Genomic DNA, 22534 nt, shown 5'->3' with positions numbered 1-22534 from the left:
GCTACAACCGCGTGTCGCGGGATCAATGCGGATGGATCAGCGCCAGCAGCTCCATCAGCCCGGCCGCCGGCAGATCGCCGTCGAGTTCGGCCAGGCTGGCGGTGCGCATCGGCAGCGGCTCCTGGCGATTGCCATGCACCAGCAGGCCGCCGAGGGCGCCGATCAGCGGCTGGTGGCTGACCAGCAGCATTTCCGCGCCTTCGCGCTCGTCGAGGTACTTGAGCACCTCGCGCGGGTCGCTGTCCGGTGTCAGCCAGGGCACGGTGCCCACCGCGCCGGCGAAACCCAGCGCGCCGCGCACCAGTTCCGCGGTCTGCTGGGCGCGCACGTAGGGGCTGGCGAGAATCGCCGTGAGCGGCCGTCCGGCCAGTTGCGCGGCGGCCTGCAGCACCTCCTTGCGGCCGTGGGCGGTCAGCTCGCGCACGGCATCGCTGGCGGCCTGCGGCTCGGCCTGACCGTGACGCAACAGCCACAGCCTCACAGCTTCGGCTCCTCGTCGCGCACCGGGTGCGGCGCCGGCGGGATGCTATGGGCGGCCTCGCCTTGCGGCGCGCGCGGGGTCGGCCAGTCGGCGAACGGCCAGGGCTTCTCGTCGCTGTTGAAGGTGCCGAAACGGCCGATCTGCATCAGGTACTGGCTGAGGCTGTCGCCGAAACCCAGCAGGCTGGCGTTCGGCGCACCGTAGAACAGGCGATAGCCGAGTTGCAGCAGCACCACGGCGCCGAGCAGCAGCTCGGCCAGTTGCCAGACGATGACGAAGATCACCATCCACAGAATGCGCAACAGGATCGACTCGCGTTCCAGCTCCTGCTTCTCATCGTTCATCACTTGCTCCTTAGAAACCCGCGGTGGGAATGAAATCGACGTCGGTCTTGGGTTCGCCGCGCATCAGCAACTCGATCACCTGCGCCAGCGTGCGCCCCTCGAACAGGATGGCGTGCAGCCCGGCGACCAGCGGCATGTACACCTCCAGCTCCTCGGCGCGCGCCTTGAGCACCTTGAGAGTATTGACCCCTTCGGCGACTTCGCCCAGGCGCTGCACCGCCTCGTCCAGGCTGAGGCCTTCGCCGAGGGCGAAACCGACCTGATAGTTGCGGCTTTTCGGTGACGAACAGGTGACGATCAGGTCGCCCACCCCGGCCAGGCCGAGGAAGGTCATGGGGTTGGCCCCCAGCTTGACGGCAAAGCGGGTCATCTCGGCCAGGGCACGGGTGATCAGCATGCTCTTGGTGTTCTCGCCCATGCCGAGGGCCGCGGCCATGCCGGACATGATGGCGTAGACGTTCTTCAGCGCGCCGCCCAGCTCGACGCCGAAGCGGTCGGCGCTGGCGTAGACGCGAAAGGTGCGACCGTGCAGGGCCTGCTGCACGCGCAGGCAAAGTGCTTCGTCCTCGCTGGCGATCACCGTGGCGGTCAGCGCGTGCTCGGCCACTTCCTTGGCCAGGTTCGGCCCGGACAGCACGCCGATACGCGCGTCGGGGGCGATTTCCTCGAGAATCTGGCTCATCAGCTTGAAGGTCTTGGCCTCGATGCCCTTGGTGGTGCTGATCAGCAGCTTGCCGGCGAGCAATCCGGCCACCGGCTGCAGCGCCTCGCGCAGGGCGCTGGAGGGCAGCGCGACCAGCACCAGCTCGGCCTGCTGCAGGGCGCCGGTCAGGTCGCTGGTCGGTTCGATGCCCGAGTGCAGCTTGACGCCCTTGAGGTAGCGCGGATTCTCGCCGCTGCGGCGCATCTGCTCGGCCTGCTCGGGGTCGCGCATCCACTGCAGGACGCGCTGGCCGTTCTCCGCCAGCAGATTGGCCAGGGCGGTGCCGAAGCTGCCGCCGCCGAGTACGGCAATGGGTTGAAGCTCTGTCATAACACTTCCGAATGGGGCCATGCGCGATGGCGGTCTGCAGGCATTATACGGAGCCGCGAGTGACCGGCCAGGGCAAAAGTTCGCCGGCCGCATCGGCCCCGGCGGGCAAACGCGAAATGGCGCAGAGTGCGCGCGCCTGGCGCTGGCAAAGCGCGCCGGGTCGGTTAACATGCCGGCTCGACGTAATTTGCCAAGGACGACCCGTGCCCACAGGCAGCCCCTTGCCCCGCCCTGCCCGCTACAGCCGCCGGCAGCGCCGCACTCCGACAGGGACAGTACGACCATGAGCCAGCGCCGCGGCTGGAACATCCACACGCGCACCCAGCTGATCAGCGTCGGCCCGGCCCTGCTGCTGACCCTGCTGCTGACCGGCTTTCTCACCTTCACCCGCCTGCAGGACCTGCGCCAGGAGCAGGGCCACACCGGCCAGCTGATCGCCAACCAGCTGGCGCCGGCCAGCGAGTACGGCGTGCTCAACGGCAACCTGGGCACCCTGGAAAACCTGCTGCGCGCCACCCTGAGCACGCCGGACGTGCGCTTCGCCGAGGTGCGCGACCGCGACGACAACATCCTGGTCTACGTCGAGCGGCCCAAGGAACAGGGCCACAGCACGCCACAGGTGGAGGTGTTCCAGGCGCCGATCCGCCTGCAGCGCCCGCCAGCCGGCGCGCAAAGCGCGGTGCCGCACGGCAAGGCGCTCGCCGACGGCTACCTGGGACGGGTGGTGGTGGGCATGTCCAACGACACCTTCAACGCCCGCCAGCAGGAAATCCTGTTCAAGGCCGGGGTGCTGTCGCTACTGGCCCTGCTGCTGACCTTCCTCCTCGCCCGCCGCCTGGCCCGCCGCCTGGCGCAGCCGCTGAGCGCCATGGGCCAGGCCCTGGAACGCATCCAGGCCGGCGACTACCGTCCGGCGCTGGCTGAGCGCGGCAACGACGAGCTGACCGACCTGGCGCGGCACATCAACGACCTCGCCAGCGCCCTAGATCGCAGCGGCCGCGAGCAGCAGCAGGCAATCGCCGAACTGATCCAGGCGCGCGAGGAATCCGAGCAGGCCAACCGCGCCAAGTCCGACTTCCTGGCGATGATGAGCCACGAGCTGCGCACGCCGATGAACGGCGTACTGGGCATGCTGCAGCTGCTGGAGACCACCAGTCTCAACGACGAGCAGGCCGAGTACGCGGCGCTGGCCACCGAATCCACCGAGCACCTGCTCAAGGTGATCAACGACATCCTCGACTTCTCCCGTATCGAGCGCGGCGCGCTGGAGCTCGAGGCCATCCCCTTCAACCTGCCGGAGCTGCTGCAGGGCTCGATCCAGGTGTTCCAGCACAGTGCCCAGCAGCGCGGCCTGCAGCTGCAACTGGACAGCCAGCCGGGGCTGGAGCAGCTGGAGATGCGTGGCGACCCCACGCGCATCCGGCAGATCCTGGTCAATCTGATCGGCAATGCGCTGAAGTTCACCGAAGATGGCGGCATCCGCGTGGAAACCCGCTGGCAACCGCTGGACGAGCAGGTGCTGTGGTTCACCTGCGCGGTGCACGACAGCGGCATCGGCATCGACGCCGAGCGCCTCGAGCACATGTTCGACGCCTTCCAGCAGGCCGATACCTCGATCTCCCGCCGCTACGGCGGCACCGGCCTCGGCCTGCCCATCGCGCGCACCCTGGCCGAACGCATGGGCGGCACCCTGCGCGCCGAGAGCGAGGTCGGCGCCGGTTCGGTGTTCACCCTGGAGATTCCCCTGCCGTTCCGCCAGCGCAGCGAACAGGAACAGGCCAGCGAGAGCCTCAAGCCGGGCGGCGACGGCCAACCGGTGCTGCTGGTGGAGGACAACCCGGTCAACCAGACGGTGATCGAAGCCATGCTGCGCAGCCTGGGTTACCGGGTCAGCCTGGTCGGCGACGGCCAGCAGGCGCTGCACAGCTTCGCCCAGCACGATTACGCAGCGATCCTGATGGATTGTCGGCTGCCGCTGATGGACGGTTACGAAGCCACCCGGCAGATCCGCCAGCAGGCCAGAGGCCAGCAGATACCGATCATCGCCCTGACCGCCAACGCCCTGCAGGGCGACCGCGAGGCCTGCCTGGCCGCGGGGATGAACGACTACCTGGCCAAGCCCTTCAAGCGCGCGGATCTGCAACACATCCTGCAGCGCTGGCTGCCACCCCGACCATAGGCGAGTGGCAGCGGCGCGGTGGCGGGGTTACAAGGAGAAATGCCGGCGGCTGTGACAAGGCCGCGGCAGCGGAGTACAACTGTACTCACCGCGCTGTGACTTTCACCACAACGCAACAGTCTATGACTAGGCTGCCGGCAGACGCCTACCAGGCGTGGCCGGCCAGGACGATTCGCCCAGCCTTAGAAGCGTGGGGACAATTGAGGAGCTCGCATGACAAGACAAAACGCCTATACCCGGGAAGACCTGCTCGCCTGCAGCCGCGGCGAACTGTTCGGTCCGGGGAACGCGCAACTGCCCGCCCCGAACATGCTGATGATCGACCGCATCGTTCACATCAGCGAAACCGGCGGCAAGCACGGCAAGGGCGAAATCGTCGCTGAGCTCGACATCAATCCGGACCTGTGGTTCTTCGGCTGCCACTTCGAGGGCGACCCGGTCATGCCCGGTTGCCTCGGTCTCGACGCCATGTGGCAGCTGGTCGGCTTCTACCTCGGCTGGCAGGGCAACCCCGGCCGCGGCCGCGCCCTGGGTTCGGGCGAAGTGAAGTTCTTCGGCCAGGTGCTGCCGACGGCGAAGAAGGTCACCTACAACATCCATATCAAGCGCACCATCAGCCGCTCGCTGATCCTCGGCATTGCCGACGGTAGCGTCAGCGTCGACGGACGCGAGATCTACAGCGCCGAAGGCCTGCGCGTCGGCCTGTTCACCTCCACCGACAGTTTCTGAAGGACTTGCACATGCGTCGTGTAGTGATCACCGGTCTGGGCATCGTTTCCTGCCTGGGCACTGACAAAGAAGCCGTAGCCGCCAGCCTGCGTGCCGGCAAGTCGGGCATCCGTTTCAACCCGTCCTATGCCGAGATGGGCCTGCGCAGCCAGGTCTCCGGTTCGGTCGAACTGAACCTGGAAGAGCTGATCGACCGCAAGGTCTACCGTTTCATGGGCGACGCCGCCGCCTTCGCCTACCTGTCCATGGAGCAGGCGATCAAGGACGCCGGCCTCAGCGAGGAACAGGTCTCCAACCCGCGCACCGGCCTGATCGCCGGTTCCGGCGGCGCCTCCACCTTCAACCAGATGGAAGCCCTCGACATCCTGCGCGAGAAAGGCGTCAAGCGCGTCGGCCCGTACCGCGTGCCGCGCACCATGGGCAGCACCGTCTCCGCCTGCCTGGCCACGCCGTTCAAGATCAAGGGCGTGAACTACTCGATCTCCTCGGCCTGCGCCACCAGTGCTCACTGCATCGGCCACGCCATGGAACAGATCCAGATGGGCAAGCAGGACGTGGTGTTCGCCGGTGGCGGCGAAGAAGAACACTGGAGCCAGAGCTTCCTGTTCGACGCCATGGGCGCCCTCTCCACCCAGTACAACGAAACCCCGGACAAGGCCTCGCGCGCCTACGACGCCAAGCGTGACGGTTTCGTCATCGCCGGCGGCGGCGGCATGGTGGTGGTCGAGGAGCTGGAACACGCCCTGGCCCGCGGCGCGAAGATCTACGCCGAAATCGTCGGTTACGGCGCCACCAGCGACGGCTACGACATGGTCGCACCGAGCGGCGAAGGCGCGGTGCGCTGCATGCAGCAGGCCCTGGCCACCGTCGACACGCCGATCGACTACCTCAACACCCACGGCACCTCCACCCCGGTCGGCGACGTCGCCGAAAGCCGCGCGGTGCGCGAGGTGTTCGGCGACAAGGCGCCGGCCATCAGCTCGACCAAGAGCCTGTCCGGCCACAGCCTGGGCGCCGCCGGCGTGCAGGAAGCGATCTACTGCATGCTGATGATGGAAGGCAACTTCATCGCTGCCTCGGCCAACATCGAGGAAGTCGATCCGGAACTGGCCGACCTGCCGATCCAGCTCAAGACCGTGGAGAACGCCAAGCTCGACACCGTGATGAGCAACAGCTTCGGCTTCGGCGGCACCAACGCCACCCTGGTGCTCAAGCGCTGGGCCGGCAAGTGACAGCTGCCCGGCAGTAAAGACAACGGCGCCTGTGGGCGCCGTTTTCGTTGCGGCATCAGAAACCCTTGTGGGAGCCGGCTTACCGACGATCAGCCTGGCTCGCCGGCAGCCCCCCTGTCGGCCTCAGACCTTGAAGCGCGCCACCAGGCTGTTCAGGTCCACCGCCAGGCGCGACAGCTCCTGGCTGGCGGCGCTGGTCTGGTTGGCACCGGCCGAGCTCTGCAGCGACAGGTCGCGGATGTTGACCAGGTTGCGGTCCACCTCGCGCGCCACCTGCGCCTGCTCTTCCGAGGCGCTGGCGATCACCAGATTGCGCTCGTTGATCGAGGCGATCGCCTGGGCGATCTGCTCCAGCGCCGTGCCGGCGGCCTGCGCCACCTCCAGGGTGGAACGGGCGCGGCCGTTGCTGCTGTGCATCGCCCCCACGGCCTGGTCGGTGCCGCTCTGGATGCCGCCGATCATCTGCTCGATTTCCTGGGTCGACTGCTGGGTGCGATGGGCCAGCGCCCGCACCTCGTCGGCGACCACGGCGAAGCCGCGGCCAGCGTCGCCGGCCCGCGCGGCCTCGATGGCGGCGTTGAGCGCCAGCAGGTTGGTCTGCTCGGCGATGGAGCGGATCACGTCGAGCACCTTGCTGATCTCGCGCACCCGCTCGGCCAGCTGCTCGACCTGCCCGGAGGTGCTGTTCACGTCCTCGGCCAGCTGACTGATCGAGCTGACGGTCTGGCGCACCTGCTCGCGGCCCTGCTGGGCGACCTGGTTGGACTCGCGCGAGGCCTCCGAAGTGCTCACCGCGTTGCGCGCCACCTCCTCCACCGCCGCGGTCATCTGGTTGACCGCAGTGGCGGCCTGTTCGATCTCGGTGTTCTGCTGGTGCAGGCCGCGGCTCGAGTCCTCGGTCACCGCGTGCAGCTCCTCGGACGCCGAGGCCAGCTGGTTGGAGGAGTCGGCGATGCTCTGGATGGTGCTGCGCAGGCTCTGCTGCATGCTTTTCAGCGCCGCCAGCAGGCGCGCCGGCTCGTCGTTGCCGAGCACCTGGATCGACTGGGTCAGATCGCCCGAAGCCACCACCTCGGCTACCCGCACCGCTTCGGTCAGCGGCGCGACGATGCTGCGGGTCAGCAGCAGCGCCAGCGCCACGGTGGCCAGGGCCGCCAGCAGCAGCATGCCGATGACCCAGGCGCGCGCCGACTCGAATACCGCGCCGGCGCGCTGCGCCGCGGCCGAAGCGGCGTTGCGGTTGAGTTCCGAGAGCTCGCGCAGGCCACGGGCCATGGCATCGGCGTGCTGGTTGAGCACGCCGCCGGCGACCGCGATCGCGGCATCGAAATCGCCGCGGCGCACCGCCTCGACTATCCGCCCCTGCTCCTGCAGGTAGGCCGTCTCGGCCCGTTTGAAGTCGTCGTAGAGACGACGTTCCTCGCTGGTGGTGATGCGCTGCTCGTAAGCCGTTTGCGCCTTGGCGAGCATGGCACGCAGCTCCTCGGCCAGGCGCAGGTTGTTCTGCACCTGCTCCGGTTCGCGGTTGAGCATCAGGCGCAGGGTGATGGCGCGCAGGCGCAGCGCGTCCTGACTCACCTCGGCCAGCGCCAGCACGCTGGGCAGCCAGTTTTCGTCGACCTCGGTGGACTGCTTGCGCATCTCCGCCATCTGCAACAGAGAGAAGGCGCCGAGCAGCAGCACCAGCAGTGCCACCAGTCCAAAACCCAGGGCCGCCCGCGGGGCGATGGCAAGATTACGCAGCGACATTGATGGTGCTCCTGTTGTCGGCAACCCACCGCCATTCCTGACTGCAGGTCTGAAGAGATTCAGCTAACTACTTAATTTCCCTTGTATCGGCTCGTGCCTTGGACGCTTGATGGGGCGCACGAAAATTTTCTGCACACATGCCGAAGGCGCCCCGCGGGGCGCCTTCGTTTGGCGAGCGGATGCTTCAGGCCGCCTCCTCCAGCTCCTCTACCTTGCGCTTGCCGCGCAGGCGCGGCAGCAGCATCGGCACCCGTTGACGATAGCTGCGGTACTGCGGATACGCCCGCAGCAGGTCGCGCTCCTCGAAGACGATGGCCAGCAGGATGTAGGCGCTGGTGGCCAGGGCAAACAGCAGGTGGGTGGCGCTCATCTGCGGCGTGCACCAGAAGGCGAAGAACCAGCCCAGGTACAGCGGGTGGCGCACCAGCTTGTAAACCCCCGGGGTCTGGAACGGCAGCGCGGTGTAGGGCCGGCCGAGCAGTTGCAGCCACACCTGGCGCAGGCCGAACAGGTCGAAATGGTTGATCAGGAAGGTGCTGTACAGCACCAGCGCCCAACCGAAGCCGAAGCCGGCGTTGAGCAGCAGGCGCCCGCTGCGGTTGTCGATCTCCCAGATCATCCCGCCCAGCGGCTGCCAGAAGTAGAACAGGGCGATCAGCGCCAGGCTGGAAAACAGCACGTAGGTGCTGCGCTCCGCTTCGGCCGGGATGATTCGCGTCCACAGGGCCTTGAAGGCCGGGCGCGCCATCACACTGTGCTGCACGGCGAACAGGGTCAGCAGCAACAGGTCGATCGCCAAGGCGTCGGCCAGGGGCAACAGCGGTTCACCGTCTATGGTACGCGGCGCCGCCGGCAGATTGCCGACGAAGGCCATGGCGTAGAGAAAGGTGGCCAGGAACAGGGCGTAGCAGGCAAGGCCGTAGATAAAAATGGCAAGGCGTTTCATGAGGAGTCCTCGATGCGCGGGCGCGCGCCTGATGTTCGTCTAGGCAATCAGTTCAGTTCCATGTAGCGGCGCGTCAGTTCGGGGTTCTGCGCCAGGTAGATGCACAGCATGCGGTCGCCGGCGGCGCACGCCTTGCGGCGGCGCGCGGCGCCGTGCTGGCGCGGCGCCGTCTCGCCGGCGGCCTGGCTCGGGCTCATGCGCCCGGGGGTGAAGAATGGGAGTTTCATGGGATGTTGCCTCGTGGTGGTTGGGGGCTGCAGGCTGTTGCCGAGCCCTGAGGCCAGCTTGCCGAGCCCCTGTATCGCCACGATGGCGCCGTGCTGCGCCTTTGTATGCCTTGAGTATCAGCGGGTATCAGCCGCCAGTTGGGCGCTCAGCCAGGCGTACAGGCGGCCCTGGTCCAGCGGCTTGTGCAGCAGCGCGCGCACGCCCTGGGCCAGCACCTCGGCCTCCTCGAGACGCTCGCTGAAGCCGGTATAGAGGGCGATCGGCAGATCGGCGCGGGCGGCCAGCAGGCGCCGCGCCAGTTGCAGACCGGTCAGGCGCGGCATGCACTGGTCGATGATCGCCAGGTCCCAGGCGTAGGGATCGGCCAGCAGCTCCGCGCTGGCCTGCTCGGCGTCGCACCACAGGCGCGTGTGCAGCCCCCAGCCGGCCAGACGCTCGCAGACGAACTCGCCGACCAGGCGCTCGTCGTCGATCACCGCCACCCGCCCACACAGCGCCGGCCAGGCATGCGCGGCGGCCACCTGCGCCGTCACCGCGCGCGCCGGCGCACCGGCCTCGGCCTGCGGCGGCAGACAGATCTCGAAGCTGCTGCCCTGGCCCGGGCGGCTGTGCACGCGGATATGCCCGCCGTACTCGTGAACGATGCCGTGGGCCATCGACAGGCCCATGCCGCTGCCCTGCCCCGGCGCCTTGGTGCTGAAGAACGGCTCGAACATGTGCAGCTGCACCGCCTCGGCGATACCCGGCCCGGAGTCGCTGACCCGCAGCACCAGGTAGTCGCCGGCAAACGCCTGCTGACAGGAGGCACAGATGCCGTGCGGCTGCAGGCCGCGCTGCAGTTCGATGCGCAGGCGGCCGCTGCCGGCCATGGCGTCGCGGGCATTGATGCACAGGTTCATCAGCACCTGCTCCAGCTGCAGCGGATCGACCCGCGCCAGCGGCAGCGCCTGGGCCAGTTGCAGGTCGATCTCGATGCTGCTCGGCAGGGTCGACTGCAACAGCTGGCGGAACTCGCCGATCAGCTGGTCGAGCGCCACCGCCTGCGCCTGGCCGCGCCCGCCGCGGCTGAAGGTGAGCATCTGCTGGATCAGGTCGCGGGCCTTCTCCGCCGAGTGCTGCACCCGCGTCAGGTAGTGGCTCAGGCGTTCGTCGCCCTGACGCTCGGCCAGTTCCTCGGCCATCACCGTGTAGCCGAGCATGCTGGTCAGCAGGTTGTTGAAGTCATGGGCGATGCCGCCGGTCAAATGGCCGATGGCCTCCATGCGCTGGGCCTGGCGCAGCTGCTGCTCCAGATCGGCGCGCTGCTGCTCGGCCTGACGGCGCTCGGTGATGTCGCGCAGAAAGCCGATGAACTGGCTGCCCTGGGCGCCCTGCACCACCGTGATGGCCAGTTCGGCGGGAAACTCCTGACCGTCGGCGCGCATCGCCTGGACCTCGACCCGACGCCCCAGGAAGGCGCCCTCGCCGGTCGCCAGATAGCGGCGGAAGCCCTGGTTGTGGGCTGCGCGATGCGGCAGCGGGATGATCAGCTCGGCCAGCTCGCGGCCCAGCGCCTGCTCGCGGCGATAGCCGAAACACTGCTCGGCGGCCGGGTTGAAGGTGGTCACGCGGCCCTCGGCGTCCATGCCGATGATGCAGTCCAGGGCGCTGGCGACTATGGTGCGGTACTGCTGCTCGCTGGCGCGCAGCGCGCATTCGGCCTCCTTGCGCTGGCTGATCTCGCGGGTGAAGGCGAGGATACGCTCGACACCGCCGATATTGGCCCGCTTCAGGCACACCTCGTCCCAGTGCAGGCTGCCGTCGCGGTTGCGCCGGTGCCACTCGAAGCGCTGCGGGCCCTCATCGCGGGCCCGCGCCAGCCAGCCCTGGGCCTCGACCCCGGTGTAGGGTGGATAGCCGGCGCAGAAGGCGTCGAGCGGCAGGCTGAGCATCTGCGCGTGGCTGTAGCCATACAGGGCGCAGGCGCGCGGGTTGATGTCGAGCAGCGCGCCGCTGTCCAGTTCGTGGACGAAAATGGCGTCCTCCGAGGCCTCGAAGATCGCCCGGTAGCTGGCCTCGGCGTCCAGCCGCTGCAGCTCGGCGGCGGCGCGCACCGAGAAGATCCGCAGCACCGACTCGACCCGGCTGCGCTCGGGCAGCGCGTGGCGATGGCCGACGGCGATCAGCCCCAGCGGCCGGCCGTCGCTGGCGAACAGCGGGTAGCCGGCGTAGCTGTCGAGGCCCAGGTGGCTCAGACTGTCGTCGCCCGGGTAGCAGTGCGCCAGGTTGCACTCGACCAGGTGGAAGGCCTGACCAAAGACCTCCTCGCAGGGCGTGCCGGCGATGCTGTAGGTCAGGTTGGGCAGCAGCTGGCCGTCGAAGTACAGCGCCAGGGTGCTCAGGCGCCGGGCATCGGGATCGCAGACGCGGCTGACGAAGGCGAAATCGGCCTGCAGCGAGCGCGCCAGGTAGCGGGCGATGGCCTCGAACACCGCCTCGCCGGTGGCCGCCGAGACGCCGAGGGCGACGTGACGCAGGGCCTCCTCGACCCGCTTGCGCTCGCTGATGTCGGTGGAGATGCCGCACACCGCGATGACCCGGTGGCGCTCGTCGAACAGCGGGAACTTGCTCGACAGGTAGACCCAGCTGCGCTCGCGCAGCAGCAGCTGCTCCTCGAATTCGATGGAGTGGCCGAGGCTGGCCACGCTGAGGTCGTTGCTACGCAGGGCGTCGGCCACCTGCACCGGGAACAGCTCGTGGTCGCTGCGCCCGAGCACCTGCGCGGCGCTGAGCTGGAAGAAGCGCTCGAAGGCCGGGTTGACCAAGCGGTAGCGGCCGTCGAGGTCCTTGATGTAGATGACCGCACTGCTGTTGTCGACGATCTGCCGCAGCGGGTGGTCGAGATCGCTGGTCACCAGGGCCGGGAGCGGGTGCATGGCGGACCTCCGCACAGGGGCTATGGCGCCAGTATAGGAAGGCGCGCGACGTCCCTGGCCGCCGGCAGGCACAGTGAAACAATTGAAACATTGCGCAGCGGCCTTAGCCGCGAACAGCCACTAGGGCAGCGTCGGTTCAGCGGGTCACCAGCATATAGCCGACACCGCGCAGGGTACGGATGATCTGCGGCTTCTCCGGGTCGTCCTCGAGCTTGCGCCGCAGGCGGGCGATGCGGATGTCGATGGAGCGGTCGAAGGGATTCCAGTCGCGGTTCTGCGTCAGGTTGAGCAACTGGTCGCGCGACAGCGGCCGGTTGGGGCGCTGGGCGAAGGCCTGCAGCAGGTCGAACTCCATGGCGGTCAGCTCGATCTCGCCGCCCTGCTCGTCGAGCAGCTGGCGGCGCTGCAGGTCGAGACGGAAGCGGCCGAGGCACACGCCGCCGTCCGAGGTTGGCGCCTCCTCGCCGGCGTGTCGGTAGCGGCGCAGCACGCTCTTGACCCGCGCCAGCAGCTCGCGTGGGTCGAAGGGCTTGGCCAGGTAGTCGTCGGCGCCCACTTCCAGGCCGATGATGCGGTCGACCGGGCTGCCGGCGCCGGAAATCATGATCACCGGCAGGTCGTGGCGTTCGCGCAGAAAGCGCGCCAGGCTCAGGCCGTCCTCGCCGGGCAGGCCGACGTCGAGCAGGACCAGGTCCGGCAGGCCGTCCTGCAGCGCCTGGCGCAGCGCCGCGCTGTCGGCGCAGCCGTGCACCGCATAGCCGTGACCGCCGAGGTAGTCCTGCAGCAGCTGCCGCACCTCGCCGTCGTCGTCCACCACCAGTACCCGCTGCCCGTCCGCCATCGCCCTGCCCTGCGCCGCTCCTTTCACAGCATAGGCCGGGACGGCGGATCAACGTACCTGAAAGCGCTGTTCGGCCAGCTTGCGGTCGCCCTGGAACACCATGAAGTGCCATTCGCCGGGCACCACCTCGTGATGTTCGCTGAACTCGAAGGCCATCACGTCCTGCGGCGCACCGGCCACCAGCTGCTGCCGCACCTCGAACTTGTCGTGGCGCTGGCCGTCCGGGGTGACTACGCCGGGGGTGAAATACAGCAGGGTCAGCGGCTCGTCGCCCTCGCGCTTGCCCACCAGGCGGTAGCGCAGGCCGAACTTGGTGCCGAGCTTGGCGGGCACCTGCTCGGTGCGCTGGATGTCCTGGTTGCTGCGGGTCAGCACCCGCTCGCCGGCCTCGAAGTCCTGATACTGGCTGGTGAAGATGCCGTATTCCACCGGCCCCTCCACCCGCACCTCGGCCTGAACGGCGGCGGCGCAAGCGAACAGACCGGCCACGGCGGCCACTTGAATTGGGTGCATGTCGCGCTCCTTGTTGAGATCGGCGCGAGCCTATGACGCCCAGATGACAGCCTGATGACGGCCGCGCTAGCGGTTCAGCTCGGCCTGCACCTTGCGCGGCAGCACGGCGAGGAAGTTGTCGCGCGCCACCTGCTGCGCCACGTCCGGCGGCAACGCATCGAGGAAGGGGACGAACCCCCTCATGTACTCGCCCAGGCTGCCGAAGCGGCCGACCACGTCGGAGCCGAGCATGAAACGCTGCGGATAGCTGCTGACCAGGTGCACCCAGTCCGCATCCGCCTTGCCGTTCTCGTCCAGCAAGTAGGGGCGCAGCATGGTCCAGGACAGGTCGATATACAGATTGGGGTACTCGCCGAGCATGCGCTCGAGGGTAGGCAGGAGGAAATCCAGCTTGTCCTGATGCCGGTGAATTTCCATGCTGGTGCCGGCATGCGCCCAGATGAAGCGCACGTGCGGGTGGTTGCGCAGCGGGTCTTCGATCTCCTGCAGGTAGAGCGGGTTGCGCTCGCGCTTGGAGGTGATGTTGGAGTGCAGCATCACCGGCAGATCGTACTCGGCAGCCAGGTGGAAGACCCGCGTCAGCGCCTCGTTGTTGGCCCGCGGGGCGCTGCCGTGGATCAGCGCGGTGAGGTCGTCGTGGCGGGTGAAGATCTCGCCGATACCCTGCCACAGCCCGGGGTCCAGCTCGAGCATGCGGCGGATATGGGCGTCGGCGTTCTTGTCGTTGGGGTTGAAGCCGGACAGGAAGGGGTGGAAGCGCTGGCGCTGCTCGGCCGGCAGGCGCTTGTAGGCGGCGGCGACGAACACGTCGGTGGCGCTGTACCAGTAGGCATTGGCGTCGTCACCGGCGTAGTAGCGCGGCCGCTTGGGCTCGTCCTCGTCCCATTTCTTCGCCACCGGGATGCCGGACAGCATCACGTGGTCGATGCCGCTGGCGGACATCTGTTCCAGCAGCTCGTCCATCCCGGCGCTTTCCTGGAAGAAATCCACGTAGTGCAGATGGGCATCGCTGTAGCGGTAGTCGCGCGCCTGGGCGTTGCAGGCGAGCAGGCCGGCGAGCGCCAGCGCGATAACACGGAAAATGGGCAAGACGCGTCCTCCTGACAGGTTCGAGCAGCATAGACCCCGGGCCTACCCGGCGAGTTCGCCGCACCGCGCTGGTGCAGCAGCGGCCGGCAGCGCGCCAGCCTCGCCCCGGGCGCCTGGCGCTCGCCGCCAGGGCGCGGCGCCGCGCCAATGCTGGCACTTGGCTTGCAGCGCCTCCTGCAGACCATCAAGGGGACTCACCATGCTGCAGTTGCTGCGCAAACCGAACCGCCAGGCTCAGGACGAAGCCGCCCTCGACGCCCTGTTCCAGCACCACGACCTGACCACCCGCCTGCCCGAGCATCGGCAGTGGATGGCGCGCCTCAACGGCTTCAGCGCCGGCCTGCAGCAGCGCATCCGCGCCAGCCTCGGCGCCGCCGTCGGCATCGCCGCCCATGCCCCGCAGCTGGCGCGCATCGCCGCCGCCAACGAGCAGAGCGGCCAGGCCCTGGCGCAGTCCTCGAAGCTGATCGCCAGCGCCAGCGAACAGGTCACCACCACCCTCGACGCCGAACTGGTGCCGGGCGCCGGCGAGGTGGCGCGGCTGTCGGCCGAGGTCTCGGCGACCCTGCGCCAGTGCCAGCAGAGTGGCCAGACGGTGCTGCGCCAGGTCGAGGCGATCGGCGCCAGCGAGGCGCAGCTGGGTCAGGTGATCGAGCAACTGGCCGGCCAGCTGGACGAAGTGAGCAAGGTCATCGGGGTGATCGCCAGCATCTCCCAGCAGACCAATCTGCTGGCGCTCAACGCCGCCATCGAGGCTGCCCGCGCCGGCGAGCACGGCCGCGGCTTCGCCGTGGTGGCCGAAGAGGTGCGACGCCTGGCCGGGCATACCACCGCGGCCACCGACCAGGTCAGCGGCATCATCGAGCGCTTTCGCGACGGCATGCGCCAGCTCGGCGACGCCGGCGGCCATATGCACCAGGCGGTGGCCGACGGCCGCGACGGCATGCGCGAAGTCGGCGCCGGCCTGGACAGCACGCGCCAGGCCATGGACCGCCTGGACGCCCAGGTCGGCCAGATCGCCGCCGGCACCGAGCAGATCGGCCAGGCGCTGCGCTCGATCAACGGCGACGTGCAGGCCATCGCCCAGGTCGCCGGCGAGCTGCTCGGCAAGGCCGGCCAGGTGCTGCACCACAGCCAGGCGGTGCGCGAGGACGGCGACCGCCTGCTGGCCGGGCTCGGCGATTTCCGCCTGGAGATCCACAGCGCGGTGCGCGCCGGCGTCGAGCGCCTGGCCGGCGAACCGGCGCTGGCTGGCGAGCCGCTCGCCGCCGAGCGCCTGCTGCGCGAAACCCTGGCCCGCGACAGCCGCTTCGAGCTGTTCTATCTGGTCGACAGCCGCGGCGTGCAGCTGTCGGAGAACGTCTTCGCCGCCGACGTGCCGCACCACGACAGCGCCAGCTGCCGCGGCCGCGACTGGAGCCAGCGGCCCTGGTTCCGCGCCGTCGCCGACGGCCTGCGCAGCCATATCACCCAGGTCTACCGCTCCTCGGCCACCGACGCTTTCTGCTTCACCGTCTCGGTGCCCATCCTCGACGCCCAGGGCCGTCTGCTGCGCGTGCTGGGCGCCGACGTGCGGCTGTCGGCGCTGGTCTGACCGCCCCGGCCTGCGCTAGGCTGGCAGCACCATCACTCGCCGGGACACCCGCCATGATTCGCGTAAGCACCGCCAAAGGCCTGTTGCATCACATCGACATCGGCCCGCATCGACTCGACAGCGACGTACCAGCGGAGCTGGGCGGCGACGGTGCCGGGCCGGAGCCGCACGACCTGTTCGACGCCGCCCTCGGCGCTTGCAAGGCCCTGACCCTGATGCTCTACGCCCGCCAGCGCGGCTTGCCGCTGGAGGGGCTGGACGTGAAGGTGGAGCGCGACGACAGCGAGGAGCGCCAGGGACGTTACCGCCTGGCGGTGGAACTGGAATTGCGCGGTGCGCTGGATGAAAGCCAGCGCCAGCAACTGCTGCGCATCGCCGACAAGTGCCCGGTGCACAAGCTGATGACCAGCGCCGAAATCCAGGTCGACACCCGCCTGAGCGGAGCACGGCCATGAGCGACCTGCTGCTGATCCGCCCGCGCGCCGAGGATATCTCCGGCCAGCCGATCCTGCGCCCGCTGCCCTCGGCGCAGTGCCGCAGCGTCGGCCCCTTCGTGTTCTTCGACCATATACTGGCGCAGCCCTACCCGGCCGGCAGCGGCATGGACATCGCCCAGCACCCGCATATCGGCCTATCCACCCTCACCTACCTGTTCGAGGGCCAGTTGCAGCACAAGGACAGCCTCGGTTCCGATCAGCTGGTCGGCCCCGGCGACGTCAGCTGGATGACCGCCGGCCGCGGCGTCGCCCACGTCGAACGCACCCCGCCGCAGCTGCTCGGGCAGGCCAAGCGCCTGCACGGCCTGCAGGTGTGGCTGGCGCTGCCGACAGCCGAGGAGAACGGCGAGCCGGCCTACAGCCACCACCCGGCCAGCACGCTGCCGCGCAGCGACAGCCTGGGCGTGCAGATCACCCTGATCGCCGGCAACGGCTTCTGCCTCGAGTCGCCGGTGCCGGTGCGTTCGCCGACCCTCTACGCCGAACTCAAGCTGGCCGCCGGCGCCAGCCTGACGATAACGGCCGAGCACCGCGAGCGGGCGCTGTACCTGATCGACGGCGAAGCCGACCTGGACGGCACGGCCCTGCCCCTTCATAGCCTGGCCGTGCTGGAGGAAGGCGCCAGCCCGACCCTCAGCGCCTGCAGCGAATGTCACCTGGCGCTGATCGGCGGCGAACCGCTGGGGCCGCGGCGAATGAACTGGAACTTCGTCTCCAGCACCCCCGAGCTGATCGACCAGGCCCGCCAGCGCTGGGCCGCGGGCGACTGGCCGCAGGTGCCTGGCGAGACCCGGCGCATCGAACTGCCGCGCTGAGCAGCTTTTTGTTGCACTCGCGTGATCCGCTGACGCCGCCGGCGGGTATAAGCTGCGGGCGGACTGAACCAGGCCAACGGATGCCCCATGGCGGATCGCGACTTCGACTACGACAGCACCCTGGAAGCCTGCGCGCGCGGCGACGAGCGCGCCTTCCAGGCGCTCTACCGACAGGAGGCCGGGCAACTGCTCGGCCTGGCCATCAGCATGCTGGGCCGCCGCGATATAGCCGAGGATTGCCTGCACGATGCCTTCGTGCGCATCTGGCAACACGCCGCGCGTTATCGACGCGAACTGGGCAGCGGTCGCGCCTGGGTGCACAGCATCCTGCGCTACCGCGTGCTCAACGCCCTGCGCAGCGGCGGGCGACAGGTCGAGGTAGACGATGACTTCATCGAGCGCGTGCTGGACGACAGCCCGCAGGCCGAGGCGCAGGCGCTGCAGCAATCCGAGCGGCGCCTGCTGCGTAGTTGCCTGCAACGCCTGGAAAGGCCACGCCGCCATCCGATTCTGCTGGCCTTCTACCGTGGCCTGACCCACGAGCAGATCGCCAGCCGCCTGAGCACCCCGCTGGGCACCATCAAGGGCCGTATCCGCGCCGGCCTGCGCGCGCTGCAGGAGTGTCTGCAAGCATGATTCCGCACGACCCCGAAGAACGTCGCGCCCTGATCGGCGAGTACCTGCTCGGCCTGCTCGACGGCGCCGAGGCCGACGAGGTGCGCCAACTGCTGGAGCACGACGAAGACGCTGCGCGCATGGCCCTGGACTGGGAGCGCCACTTTCTCGAACTGAGCGACCGGCTGCCCAGCCAGGCGCCCTCCCCGGCACTCTGGGTGCGTATCCGCCGAAGCCTGGGCCTGCATGATGAGCCACGCCCGAGCGCCCTGGCCAACTGGTGGAACAGCCTGCTGACCTGGCGCCTGACCGCCGCCACACTGGCCGTTGCCCTGCTGGTCGCCGTGCTGCTGCCGATCCTGCGCAGTCCGGACATCGCCGGCGAACGCTACACCGTGGTGCTGCAGCAACCGGGCGAAGCGGCCAAGCCGGGTTGGGTCATCCAGGTCGGCAGCGATGGCACGCTGCTGCTCGATCCGCTGGTCGCCGACCAGGTGCCGGAAGGCCGCGCCCTGCAGTTCTGGACGCTGATCGATCCGGCCGAAGGCCCGCGCTCGCTGGGCCTGGTCGAGGCCGGCAAGCCGCTGCGCCTGCCCGCCGAACAGATCGGCGCCGTGCAGGCCGGCCAGCTGTTCGAGCTGACGCTGGAACCGGCCGGTGGCTCGCCCTACGACCGCCCTAGCGGCCCGGTGCTCTATATCGGTCGAGCCGTGCTGGCCAGCGCCAACTGACAGGGCTTGCCGGCCGCTCGGTCGGCAAGCCGCTTGAAAAAATTTCCGCCGCCGACATCCAGCTGCATTCCTCGCGGGTATAGCTCACAGGTGTTTCGTCGAGGCACCTGCGAAACCGGCCAGCCGGTTTCGTCTCGATGCTGAAACCTTCACGAGGAACCCACATGAAACGCATCACTACCCTCTGCACCGCCGGCCTGCTGACCCTGGGCACAGGTGCCGCCAGCGCTACCGAACTGCTCGCACTGGGCGCCGATGGCACGCTGTACAAGGTCGATGTCGCCAGCCTCAAGGTCACCGGCAGCATGGCGGTCAGCGGCGCCAGCGACCTGCGCGGCCTGGATGTGCGCCCGGCCAGCGGCCAGCTCTATGCCTTGAGCGGCGCCGATCAGCTCTACACCCTCGACGCCGCCAGCGGTCAGGCGACTGCGGGCAGCAAACTGCAAACCGCGCTGGCTGGCAGCGGCCAGGCCGTGGTCGACTTCAACCCGGTGGCCGACCGCCTGCGCCTGCTCGGCCCGGACGGCACCAGCCTGCGGGTGAATGTCGATACTGGTGAAGTGGCCGTGGACGGCAAGCTCGCCTATGCCACCGACGGCCCCTACGCCGGCCAGCAGCCCAAGGTGGTCGCCGGTGCCTACACCAACGCCTATGCGGGCACGCAGAGCACCGCGCTATACAACATCGACCTGGCCAGCGCCAGCCTGATGCTGCAGAACCCGCCGAACGACGGCGTGCAGCAACTGGTCGGCAAGGTCGCCGATGGCCTCGCGGCGGCCGCCATGGACATCGCCAGCGATGGCAAGGGTGGCAACACGGCCTTCGTGCTGACCGGCAAGACCCTGCATCAGCTCGATCTGGCCAGCGGCAAGCCGACCACCCTGGGCGACATCGCCGACCTGCCGGACGGCATCATCGATATCGCCGTACTGCCCGCGAAGTAAGATGAAAAAAGGCTGCGCCCACTGGGCGCAGCCTTTCGTTCAACGCGTGGTAAACCCGCGGTCACTGCTCGGCGAAGACCTCGTCGAACAGATCATTCATCGCCTTGAAGGCCCGCGCAGCCACCACCGGATGATATTCGTTGCGTCCCGGCACGTTGGCCTTGGGATTGGTGAACGAGTGCACCGCGCCACCGTAGCTGACCAGTTGCCAGTCGGTCTTGGCCGCCTTCATTTCGGCGATGAAGCCGTCGACCTGAGCCTGCGGCACGGCCGGATCATCGGCACCGTGCAGCACCAGCACCGGCGCCTGGATGTTCTTCGCATCACTCGGGTTGGGCGTGTCCAGGTTGCCGTGGAAGGACACGAAGCCCTTGAGCGGCGCGCCCGAACGCGCGAGCTCCAGCACCGTGCCGCCACCGAAGCAGAAGCCGATGGCGCCGAGCTTGTCGAGATCCAGCGCCACCTCACCGCTCTGCGCCTTGAGCACCTCGACCGCCGCCTGGGCGCGCTTGCGCATCAGCGGGCGATCGGCGCGCACGGCAGTGGCCGCGGCACCCGCTTCTTCGGCGTTGCTCGGACGAATCGACTTGCCGTACATGTCGGCGACGAACACCACGTACTTGTCGCCTGCAGCACGGGCGGCCTTGGCCACGGTGTCCTCGTTCACCCCCATCCAGTTGGGCACGGCGAGCAGCCCCGGACGCGGCGTGGTCACCGAGTCGTCGTATACCAGCACGCCTTCGAAGGCTTCGCCTTCGATCTCGTAGGCAATCGTCTTGGTCACGACAGCCGCGTCGGCAAGACCGGCGAATGCGGCGCACAACAGGGGAACCAGTGTCTTCTTCTGCATGGCGAGGCCTTCCTTCGCAAGGGTTGGCCCCTAAACATAGTCCTGCAACCGGCGATGACCAAGCCGCTGGCGCACGGGTTTTACACAGGACGTGTCAGAGTGCGTGCAACTCGGTCCAGCGTGCCTTGATCCGCAGGAGCTGGAGCTAGCGCCTGGCGGGAGCGGAGCGCGAGCTTGCGCCATCGCAGCACTGGCTCGTTTGTCACGCTTACCCTTTGCGCAAAAATGCGCAGAACCATAAAAAAAGCCCGCCGAAGCGGGCTTTTCTACTGCTTGGCCAGTCAGGCGGACAGCTCCACCAGCAGCTTGTTCAAGCGCTGCACGTAGGCGGCCGGATCCTTCAGGCTGTCGCCGGCGGCCAGCGCGGCCTGGTCGAAGAGGATGTGCGACAGGTCGACGAAGCGGTCCTCGTCGGCCTCGGCATCCAGACGCTCGATCAGCGGATGGCCGGGGTTGAACTCGAAGATCGGCTTGGATTCCGGCACCTTCTGCCCGCTGGCCTCGAGGATCTGGCGCATCTGCAGACCCAGGTCCTGCTCGCCGATGGCGAGGATCGCCGGCGAGTCGGTCAGGCGATGCGACACGCGCACTTCCTTGACCTGCTCGCCCAGCGCGCCTTTCAGACGCTCGATCAGCCCTTCCTTGGCCTTGGCCACTTCTTCCTGGGCCTTCTTGTCCTCTTCCGAGTCCAGCTTGCCCAGGTCCAGGTCGCCACGGGCCACGTCGACGAACTGCTTGCCGTCGAACTCGGTCAGGTAGCTCATCAGCCACTCGTCGATGCGGTCGGTGAGCAGCAGCACCTCGATGCCCTTCTTGCGGAACACCTCCAGGTGCGGGCTGTTCTTGATCTGCGCGTAGGATTCACCGGTCAGGTAGTAGATCTTGTCCTGACCTTCCTTGACCCGACCCAGGTAGTCGGCCAGCGACACCGACTGCTCGTCGCCCTCGCCTGCGGTGGAGGCGAAGCGCAACAGGCCGGCGATCTTCTCCTTGTTGGCGAAGTCTTCCGCCGGGCCTTCCTTGAGCACCTGGCCGAAGGCCTTCCAGAAGGTCTTGTAGTCCTCCGGCTTGTCCTTGGCCAGCTTCTCCAGCATGTCCAGCACGCGCTTGGTCAGCGCCGACTTCATCGAGTCGATCACCGGATCCTTCTGCAGGATCTCGCGCGACACGTTCAGCGACAGGTCGTTGGAATCCACCACGCCCTTGATGAAACGCAGGTACAGCGGCAGGAACTCGTCGGCCTGGTCCATGATGAACACGCGCTGCACGTAGAGCTTGAGGCCCTTGGGCGCTTCGCGGTGGTACAGGTCGAACGGCGCGCGGCCCGGCACGTAGAGCAGCGAGCTGTATTCCAGCTTGCCCTCGACCTTGTTGTGGCTCCAGCTCAGCGGGTTCTCGAAGTCGTGGGCGACGTGCTTGTAGAACTCCTGGTATTCCTCGTCCTTGACCTCGGTGCGCGGGCGGGTCCACAGCGCGCTGGCGCGGTTGACGGTTTCCCACTCCGGCTCGGCCGGCTTGTCCTTGTCTTCGCCGTAATGCTCTTTCGGCAGCTCGATGGGCAGGGCGATATGGTCGGAGTACTTCTTGACGATATTGCGCAGGCGCCAGCCGTCGGCGAACTCTTCCTCGCCGCTTTTGAGGTGCAGGACGATGCGGGTACCGCGCTCGGCCTTGTCGATGGTGGCGACCTCGAACTCGCCCTCGCCCTTGCTCGACCAGTGCACGCCCTCGGCGGCCGACAGGCCGGCACGACGGGTGAAGACGTCCACCTTGTCGGCGACGATAAAGGCCGAATAGAAGCCCACACCGAACTGACCGATCAGGTGCGAATCCTTCTTCTGATCGCCGGAGAGGTTCTTGAGGAAGTCGGCGGTACCGGACTTGGCGATGGTGCCCAGATGCGCGATGACTTCCTCGCGGCTCATGCCGATGCCGTTGTCTTCGAGGGTGACGGTCTTGGCGTCCTTGTCGAAGCTCAGGCGAATTTTCAGCTCGGCGCCGCCTTCGAGCAGCTCGGGCTTGGCCAGCGCCTCGAAGCGCAGCTTGTCGGCGGCATCGGAGGCGTTGGAAATCAGCTCGCGCAGGAAGATTTCCTTGTTCGAGTACAGCGAATGGATCATCAGGTGTAGCAGCTGCTTCACCTCGGTCTGGAAGCCCAGGGTTTCTTTTTGAGTTTCCACACTCATGGTCGTCTAACTCCACATGCAGG

The 22534-nt window shown here is 68.0% G+C and carries 20 protein-coding genes and 1 pseudogene; 9 read left to right on the top strand and 12 right to left on the bottom strand.

From position 1 onward, the window contains the following. Nucleotides 1–22: 22 nt before the first annotated feature. Genes sixA through ACW9UL_RS09985 form a run of 3 tightly spaced genes read right to left on the bottom strand, consistent with a single transcriptional unit; the run spans nucleotide 23 to nucleotide 1858 of the window. A complete protein-coding gene (gene sixA / locus ACW9UL_RS09995; protein WP_122107761.1) occupies nucleotides 23–481 on the bottom strand; it encodes a phosphohistidine phosphatase SixA in 459 nt (152 codons plus the stop codon). Continuing rightward, on the bottom strand, nucleotides 478–825 hold the full coding sequence (locus ACW9UL_RS09990; protein WP_122107760.1) for a DUF4389 domain-containing protein: 348 nt from the start codon (nucleotides 823–825) through the stop codon (nucleotides 478–480). Before ACW9UL_RS09990 ends, sixA begins: the two co-directional genes overlap by 4 nt. Nucleotides 826–835: 10 nt before the next feature. Next, nucleotides 836–1858, bottom strand: a complete 1023-nt coding sequence (locus ACW9UL_RS09985) for an NAD(P)H-dependent glycerol-3-phosphate dehydrogenase (RefSeq protein ID WP_457790501.1) — start codon at nucleotides 1856–1858, stop codon at nucleotides 836–838. 283 nt (nucleotides 1859–2141) lie between these two features. On the opposite strand from ACW9UL_RS09985, the gene ACW9UL_RS09980 reads away from it, so the two are divergent. From ACW9UL_RS09980 to fabB, 3 genes are all read left to right on the top strand, one after another. After that, nucleotides 2142–4037 carry a response regulator gene (locus ACW9UL_RS09980; RefSeq protein WP_457790499.1) on the top strand — a complete coding sequence of 632 codons (1896 nt, stop codon included), beginning with the start codon at nucleotides 2142–2144 and terminating at the stop codon, nucleotides 4035–4037. 213 nt (nucleotides 4038–4250) lie between these two features. Next, a complete protein-coding gene (fabA, locus tag ACW9UL_RS09975; RefSeq protein WP_021443686.1) occupies nucleotides 4251–4766 on the top strand; it encodes a 3-hydroxyacyl-[acyl-carrier-protein] dehydratase FabA in 516 nt (171 codons plus the stop codon). A gap of 11 nt (nucleotides 4767–4777) precedes the next feature. Further along, complete coding sequence (gene fabB, locus ACW9UL_RS09970; protein ID WP_457790497.1) at nucleotides 4778–5998, top strand: beta-ketoacyl-ACP synthase I; 1221 nt, start codon at nucleotides 4778–4780, stop codon at nucleotides 5996–5998. Between the two features lie 123 nt (nucleotides 5999–6121). On the opposite strand, the gene ACW9UL_RS09965 is transcribed toward fabB, so the two are convergent. The 7 genes from ACW9UL_RS09965 to ACW9UL_RS09935 form a co-directional block, all read right to left on the bottom strand. After that, nucleotides 6122–7747: a methyl-accepting chemotaxis protein gene (locus ACW9UL_RS09965; protein ID WP_457790495.1), complete on the bottom strand. Its 1626-nt coding sequence runs from the start codon at nucleotides 7745–7747 to the stop codon at nucleotides 6122–6124. Nucleotides 7748–7931: 184 nt separating this feature from the next. After that, nucleotides 7932–8693, bottom strand: a complete 762-nt coding sequence (mddA, locus tag ACW9UL_RS09960) for a methanethiol S-methyltransferase (RefSeq protein ID WP_457790494.1) — start codon at nucleotides 8691–8693, stop codon at nucleotides 7932–7934. A gap of 47 nt (nucleotides 8694–8740) precedes the next feature. Then, entirely contained in the window at nucleotides 8741–8920 is a 180-nt protein-coding gene (locus tag ACW9UL_RS09955; protein ID WP_457790492.1) for a hypothetical protein, read from the bottom strand. 117 nt (nucleotides 8921–9037) lie between these two features. After that, nucleotides 9038–11836, bottom strand: coding sequence for a PAS domain-containing hybrid sensor histidine kinase/response regulator (locus tag ACW9UL_RS09950; RefSeq protein WP_457790490.1), 2799 nt, complete (start codon nucleotides 11834–11836; stop codon nucleotides 9038–9040). Between the two features lie 136 nt (nucleotides 11837–11972). Continuing rightward, nucleotides 11973–12677 (bottom strand): response regulator, encoded by a 705-nt coding sequence (locus tag ACW9UL_RS09945; RefSeq protein WP_021444021.1) that lies wholly within the window; start codon nucleotides 12675–12677, stop codon nucleotides 11973–11975. Between the two features lie 48 nt (nucleotides 12678–12725). Beyond that, nucleotides 12726–13190 (bottom strand): DUF3859 domain-containing protein, encoded by a 465-nt coding sequence (locus ACW9UL_RS09940; RefSeq protein ID WP_397497228.1) that lies wholly within the window; start codon nucleotides 13188–13190, stop codon nucleotides 12726–12728. A gap of 66 nt (nucleotides 13191–13256) precedes the next feature. Beyond that, nucleotides 13257–14297, bottom strand: coding sequence for an amidohydrolase family protein (locus ACW9UL_RS09935; RefSeq protein WP_457790936.1), 1041 nt, complete (start codon nucleotides 14295–14297; stop codon nucleotides 13257–13259). 670 nt (nucleotides 14298–14967) lie between these two features. On the opposite strand from ACW9UL_RS09935, the pseudogene ACW9UL_RS09930 reads away from it, so the two are divergent. The 6 genes and pseudogenes from ACW9UL_RS09930 to ACW9UL_RS09905 form a co-directional block, all read left to right on the top strand. Further along, nucleotides 14968–15873, top strand: a pseudogene (locus tag ACW9UL_RS09930) (methyl-accepting chemotaxis protein); the annotation flags it as partial. 53 nt (nucleotides 15874–15926) lie between these two features. Beyond that, entirely contained in the window at nucleotides 15927–16328 is a 402-nt protein-coding gene (locus ACW9UL_RS09925; protein WP_457790487.1) for an OsmC family protein, read from the top strand. Further along, on the top strand, nucleotides 16325–17185 hold the full coding sequence (locus tag ACW9UL_RS09920) for a pirin family protein (protein ID WP_457790485.1): 861 nt from the start codon (nucleotides 16325–16327) through the stop codon (nucleotides 17183–17185). The genes ACW9UL_RS09925 and ACW9UL_RS09920 overlap by 4 nt, the downstream gene beginning before the upstream one ends. Before the next feature lie 87 nt (nucleotides 17186–17272). Then, nucleotides 17273–17821 (top strand): sigma-70 family RNA polymerase sigma factor, encoded by a 549-nt coding sequence (locus ACW9UL_RS09915; protein WP_122107750.1) that lies wholly within the window; start codon nucleotides 17273–17275, stop codon nucleotides 17819–17821. Further along, complete coding sequence (locus tag ACW9UL_RS09910; RefSeq protein WP_021443400.1) at nucleotides 17818–18531, top strand: anti-sigma factor; 714 nt, start codon at nucleotides 17818–17820, stop codon at nucleotides 18529–18531. The genes ACW9UL_RS09915 and ACW9UL_RS09910 overlap by 4 nt, the downstream gene beginning before the upstream one ends. Before the next feature lie 164 nt (nucleotides 18532–18695). Next, nucleotides 18696–19475, top strand: coding sequence for a DUF4394 domain-containing protein (locus tag ACW9UL_RS09905; RefSeq protein ID WP_457790483.1), 780 nt, complete (start codon nucleotides 18696–18698; stop codon nucleotides 19473–19475). A 61-nt stretch (nucleotides 19476–19536) separates the two neighbouring features. On the opposite strand, the gene ACW9UL_RS09900 is transcribed toward ACW9UL_RS09905, so the two are convergent. Continuing rightward, a complete protein-coding gene (locus ACW9UL_RS09900; protein ID WP_397497234.1) occupies nucleotides 19537–20325 on the bottom strand; it encodes a dienelactone hydrolase family protein in 789 nt (262 codons plus the stop codon). A gap of 281 nt (nucleotides 20326–20606) precedes the next feature. Continuing rightward, on the bottom strand, nucleotides 20607–22511 hold the full coding sequence (gene htpG, locus ACW9UL_RS09895) for a molecular chaperone HtpG (protein WP_457790481.1): 1905 nt from the start codon (nucleotides 22509–22511) through the stop codon (nucleotides 20607–20609). Nucleotides 22512–22534: the final 23 nt, after the last annotated feature.

Source organism: Pseudomonas sp. PL-6 (assembly GCF_054110165.1).
The sequence above is the reverse complement of the archived record's forward strand: the minus strand, read 5'-3'. Positions and strand labels throughout refer to the sequence as shown.

What these genes read in the sequence shown, in the direction of transcription:
- fabB (WP_457790497.1), top strand. Translation starts at nt 4,778, where the DNA reads ATGCGTCGTGTAGTGATCACCGGTCTGGGCATCGTTTCCTGCCTGGGC.
- ACW9UL_RS09965 (WP_457790495.1), bottom strand. Translation starts at nt 7,747, where the DNA reads ATGTCGCTGCGTAATCTTGCCATCGCCCCGCGGGCGGCCCTGGGTTTT.
- ACW9UL_RS09915 (WP_122107750.1), top strand. Translation starts at nt 17,273, where the DNA reads ATGGCGGATCGCGACTTCGACTACGACAGCACCCTGGAAGCCTGCGCG.
- ACW9UL_RS09955 (WP_457790492.1), bottom strand. Translation starts at nt 8,920, where the DNA reads ATGAAACTCCCATTCTTCACCCCCGGGCGCATGAGCCCGAGCCAGGCC.
- ACW9UL_RS09950 (WP_457790490.1), bottom strand. Translation starts at nt 11,836, where the DNA reads ATGCACCCGCTCCCGGCCCTGGTGACCAGCGATCTCGACCACCCGCTG.
- ACW9UL_RS09920 (WP_457790485.1), top strand. Translation starts at nt 16,325, where the DNA reads ATGAGCGACCTGCTGCTGATCCGCCCGCGCGCCGAGGATATCTCCGGC.
- mddA (WP_457790494.1), bottom strand. Translation starts at nt 8,693, where the DNA reads ATGAAACGCCTTGCCATTTTTATCTACGGCCTTGCCTGCTACGCCCTG.
- fabA (WP_021443686.1), top strand. Translation starts at nt 4,251, where the DNA reads ATGACAAGACAAAACGCCTATACCCGGGAAGACCTGCTCGCCTGCAGC.
- ACW9UL_RS09990 (WP_122107760.1), bottom strand. Translation starts at nt 825, where the DNA reads ATGAACGATGAGAAGCAGGAGCTGGAACGCGAGTCGATCCTGTTGCGC.
- htpG (WP_457790481.1), bottom strand. Translation starts at nt 22,511, where the DNA reads ATGAGTGTGGAAACTCAAAAAGAAACCCTGGGCTTCCAGACCGAGGTG.
- ACW9UL_RS09925 (WP_457790487.1), top strand. Translation starts at nt 15,927, where the DNA reads ATGATTCGCGTAAGCACCGCCAAAGGCCTGTTGCATCACATCGACATC.
- ACW9UL_RS09905 (WP_457790483.1), top strand. Translation starts at nt 18,696, where the DNA reads ATGAAACGCATCACTACCCTCTGCACCGCCGGCCTGCTGACCCTGGGC.
- ACW9UL_RS09900 (WP_397497234.1), bottom strand. Translation starts at nt 20,325, where the DNA reads ATGCAGAAGAAGACACTGGTTCCCCTGTTGTGCGCCGCATTCGCCGGT.
- ACW9UL_RS09980 (WP_457790499.1), top strand. Translation starts at nt 2,142, where the DNA reads ATGAGCCAGCGCCGCGGCTGGAACATCCACACGCGCACCCAGCTGATC.
- ACW9UL_RS09940 (WP_397497228.1), bottom strand. Translation starts at nt 13,190, where the DNA reads ATGCACCCAATTCAAGTGGCCGCCGTGGCCGGTCTGTTCGCTTGCGCC.
- ACW9UL_RS09985 (WP_457790501.1), bottom strand. Translation starts at nt 1,858, where the DNA reads ATGACAGAGCTTCAACCCATTGCCGTACTCGGCGGCGGCAGCTTCGGC.
- ACW9UL_RS09910 (WP_021443400.1), top strand. Translation starts at nt 17,818, where the DNA reads ATGATTCCGCACGACCCCGAAGAACGTCGCGCCCTGATCGGCGAGTAC.
- ACW9UL_RS09945 (WP_021444021.1), bottom strand. Translation starts at nt 12,677, where the DNA reads ATGGCGGACGGGCAGCGGGTACTGGTGGTGGACGACGACGGCGAGGTG.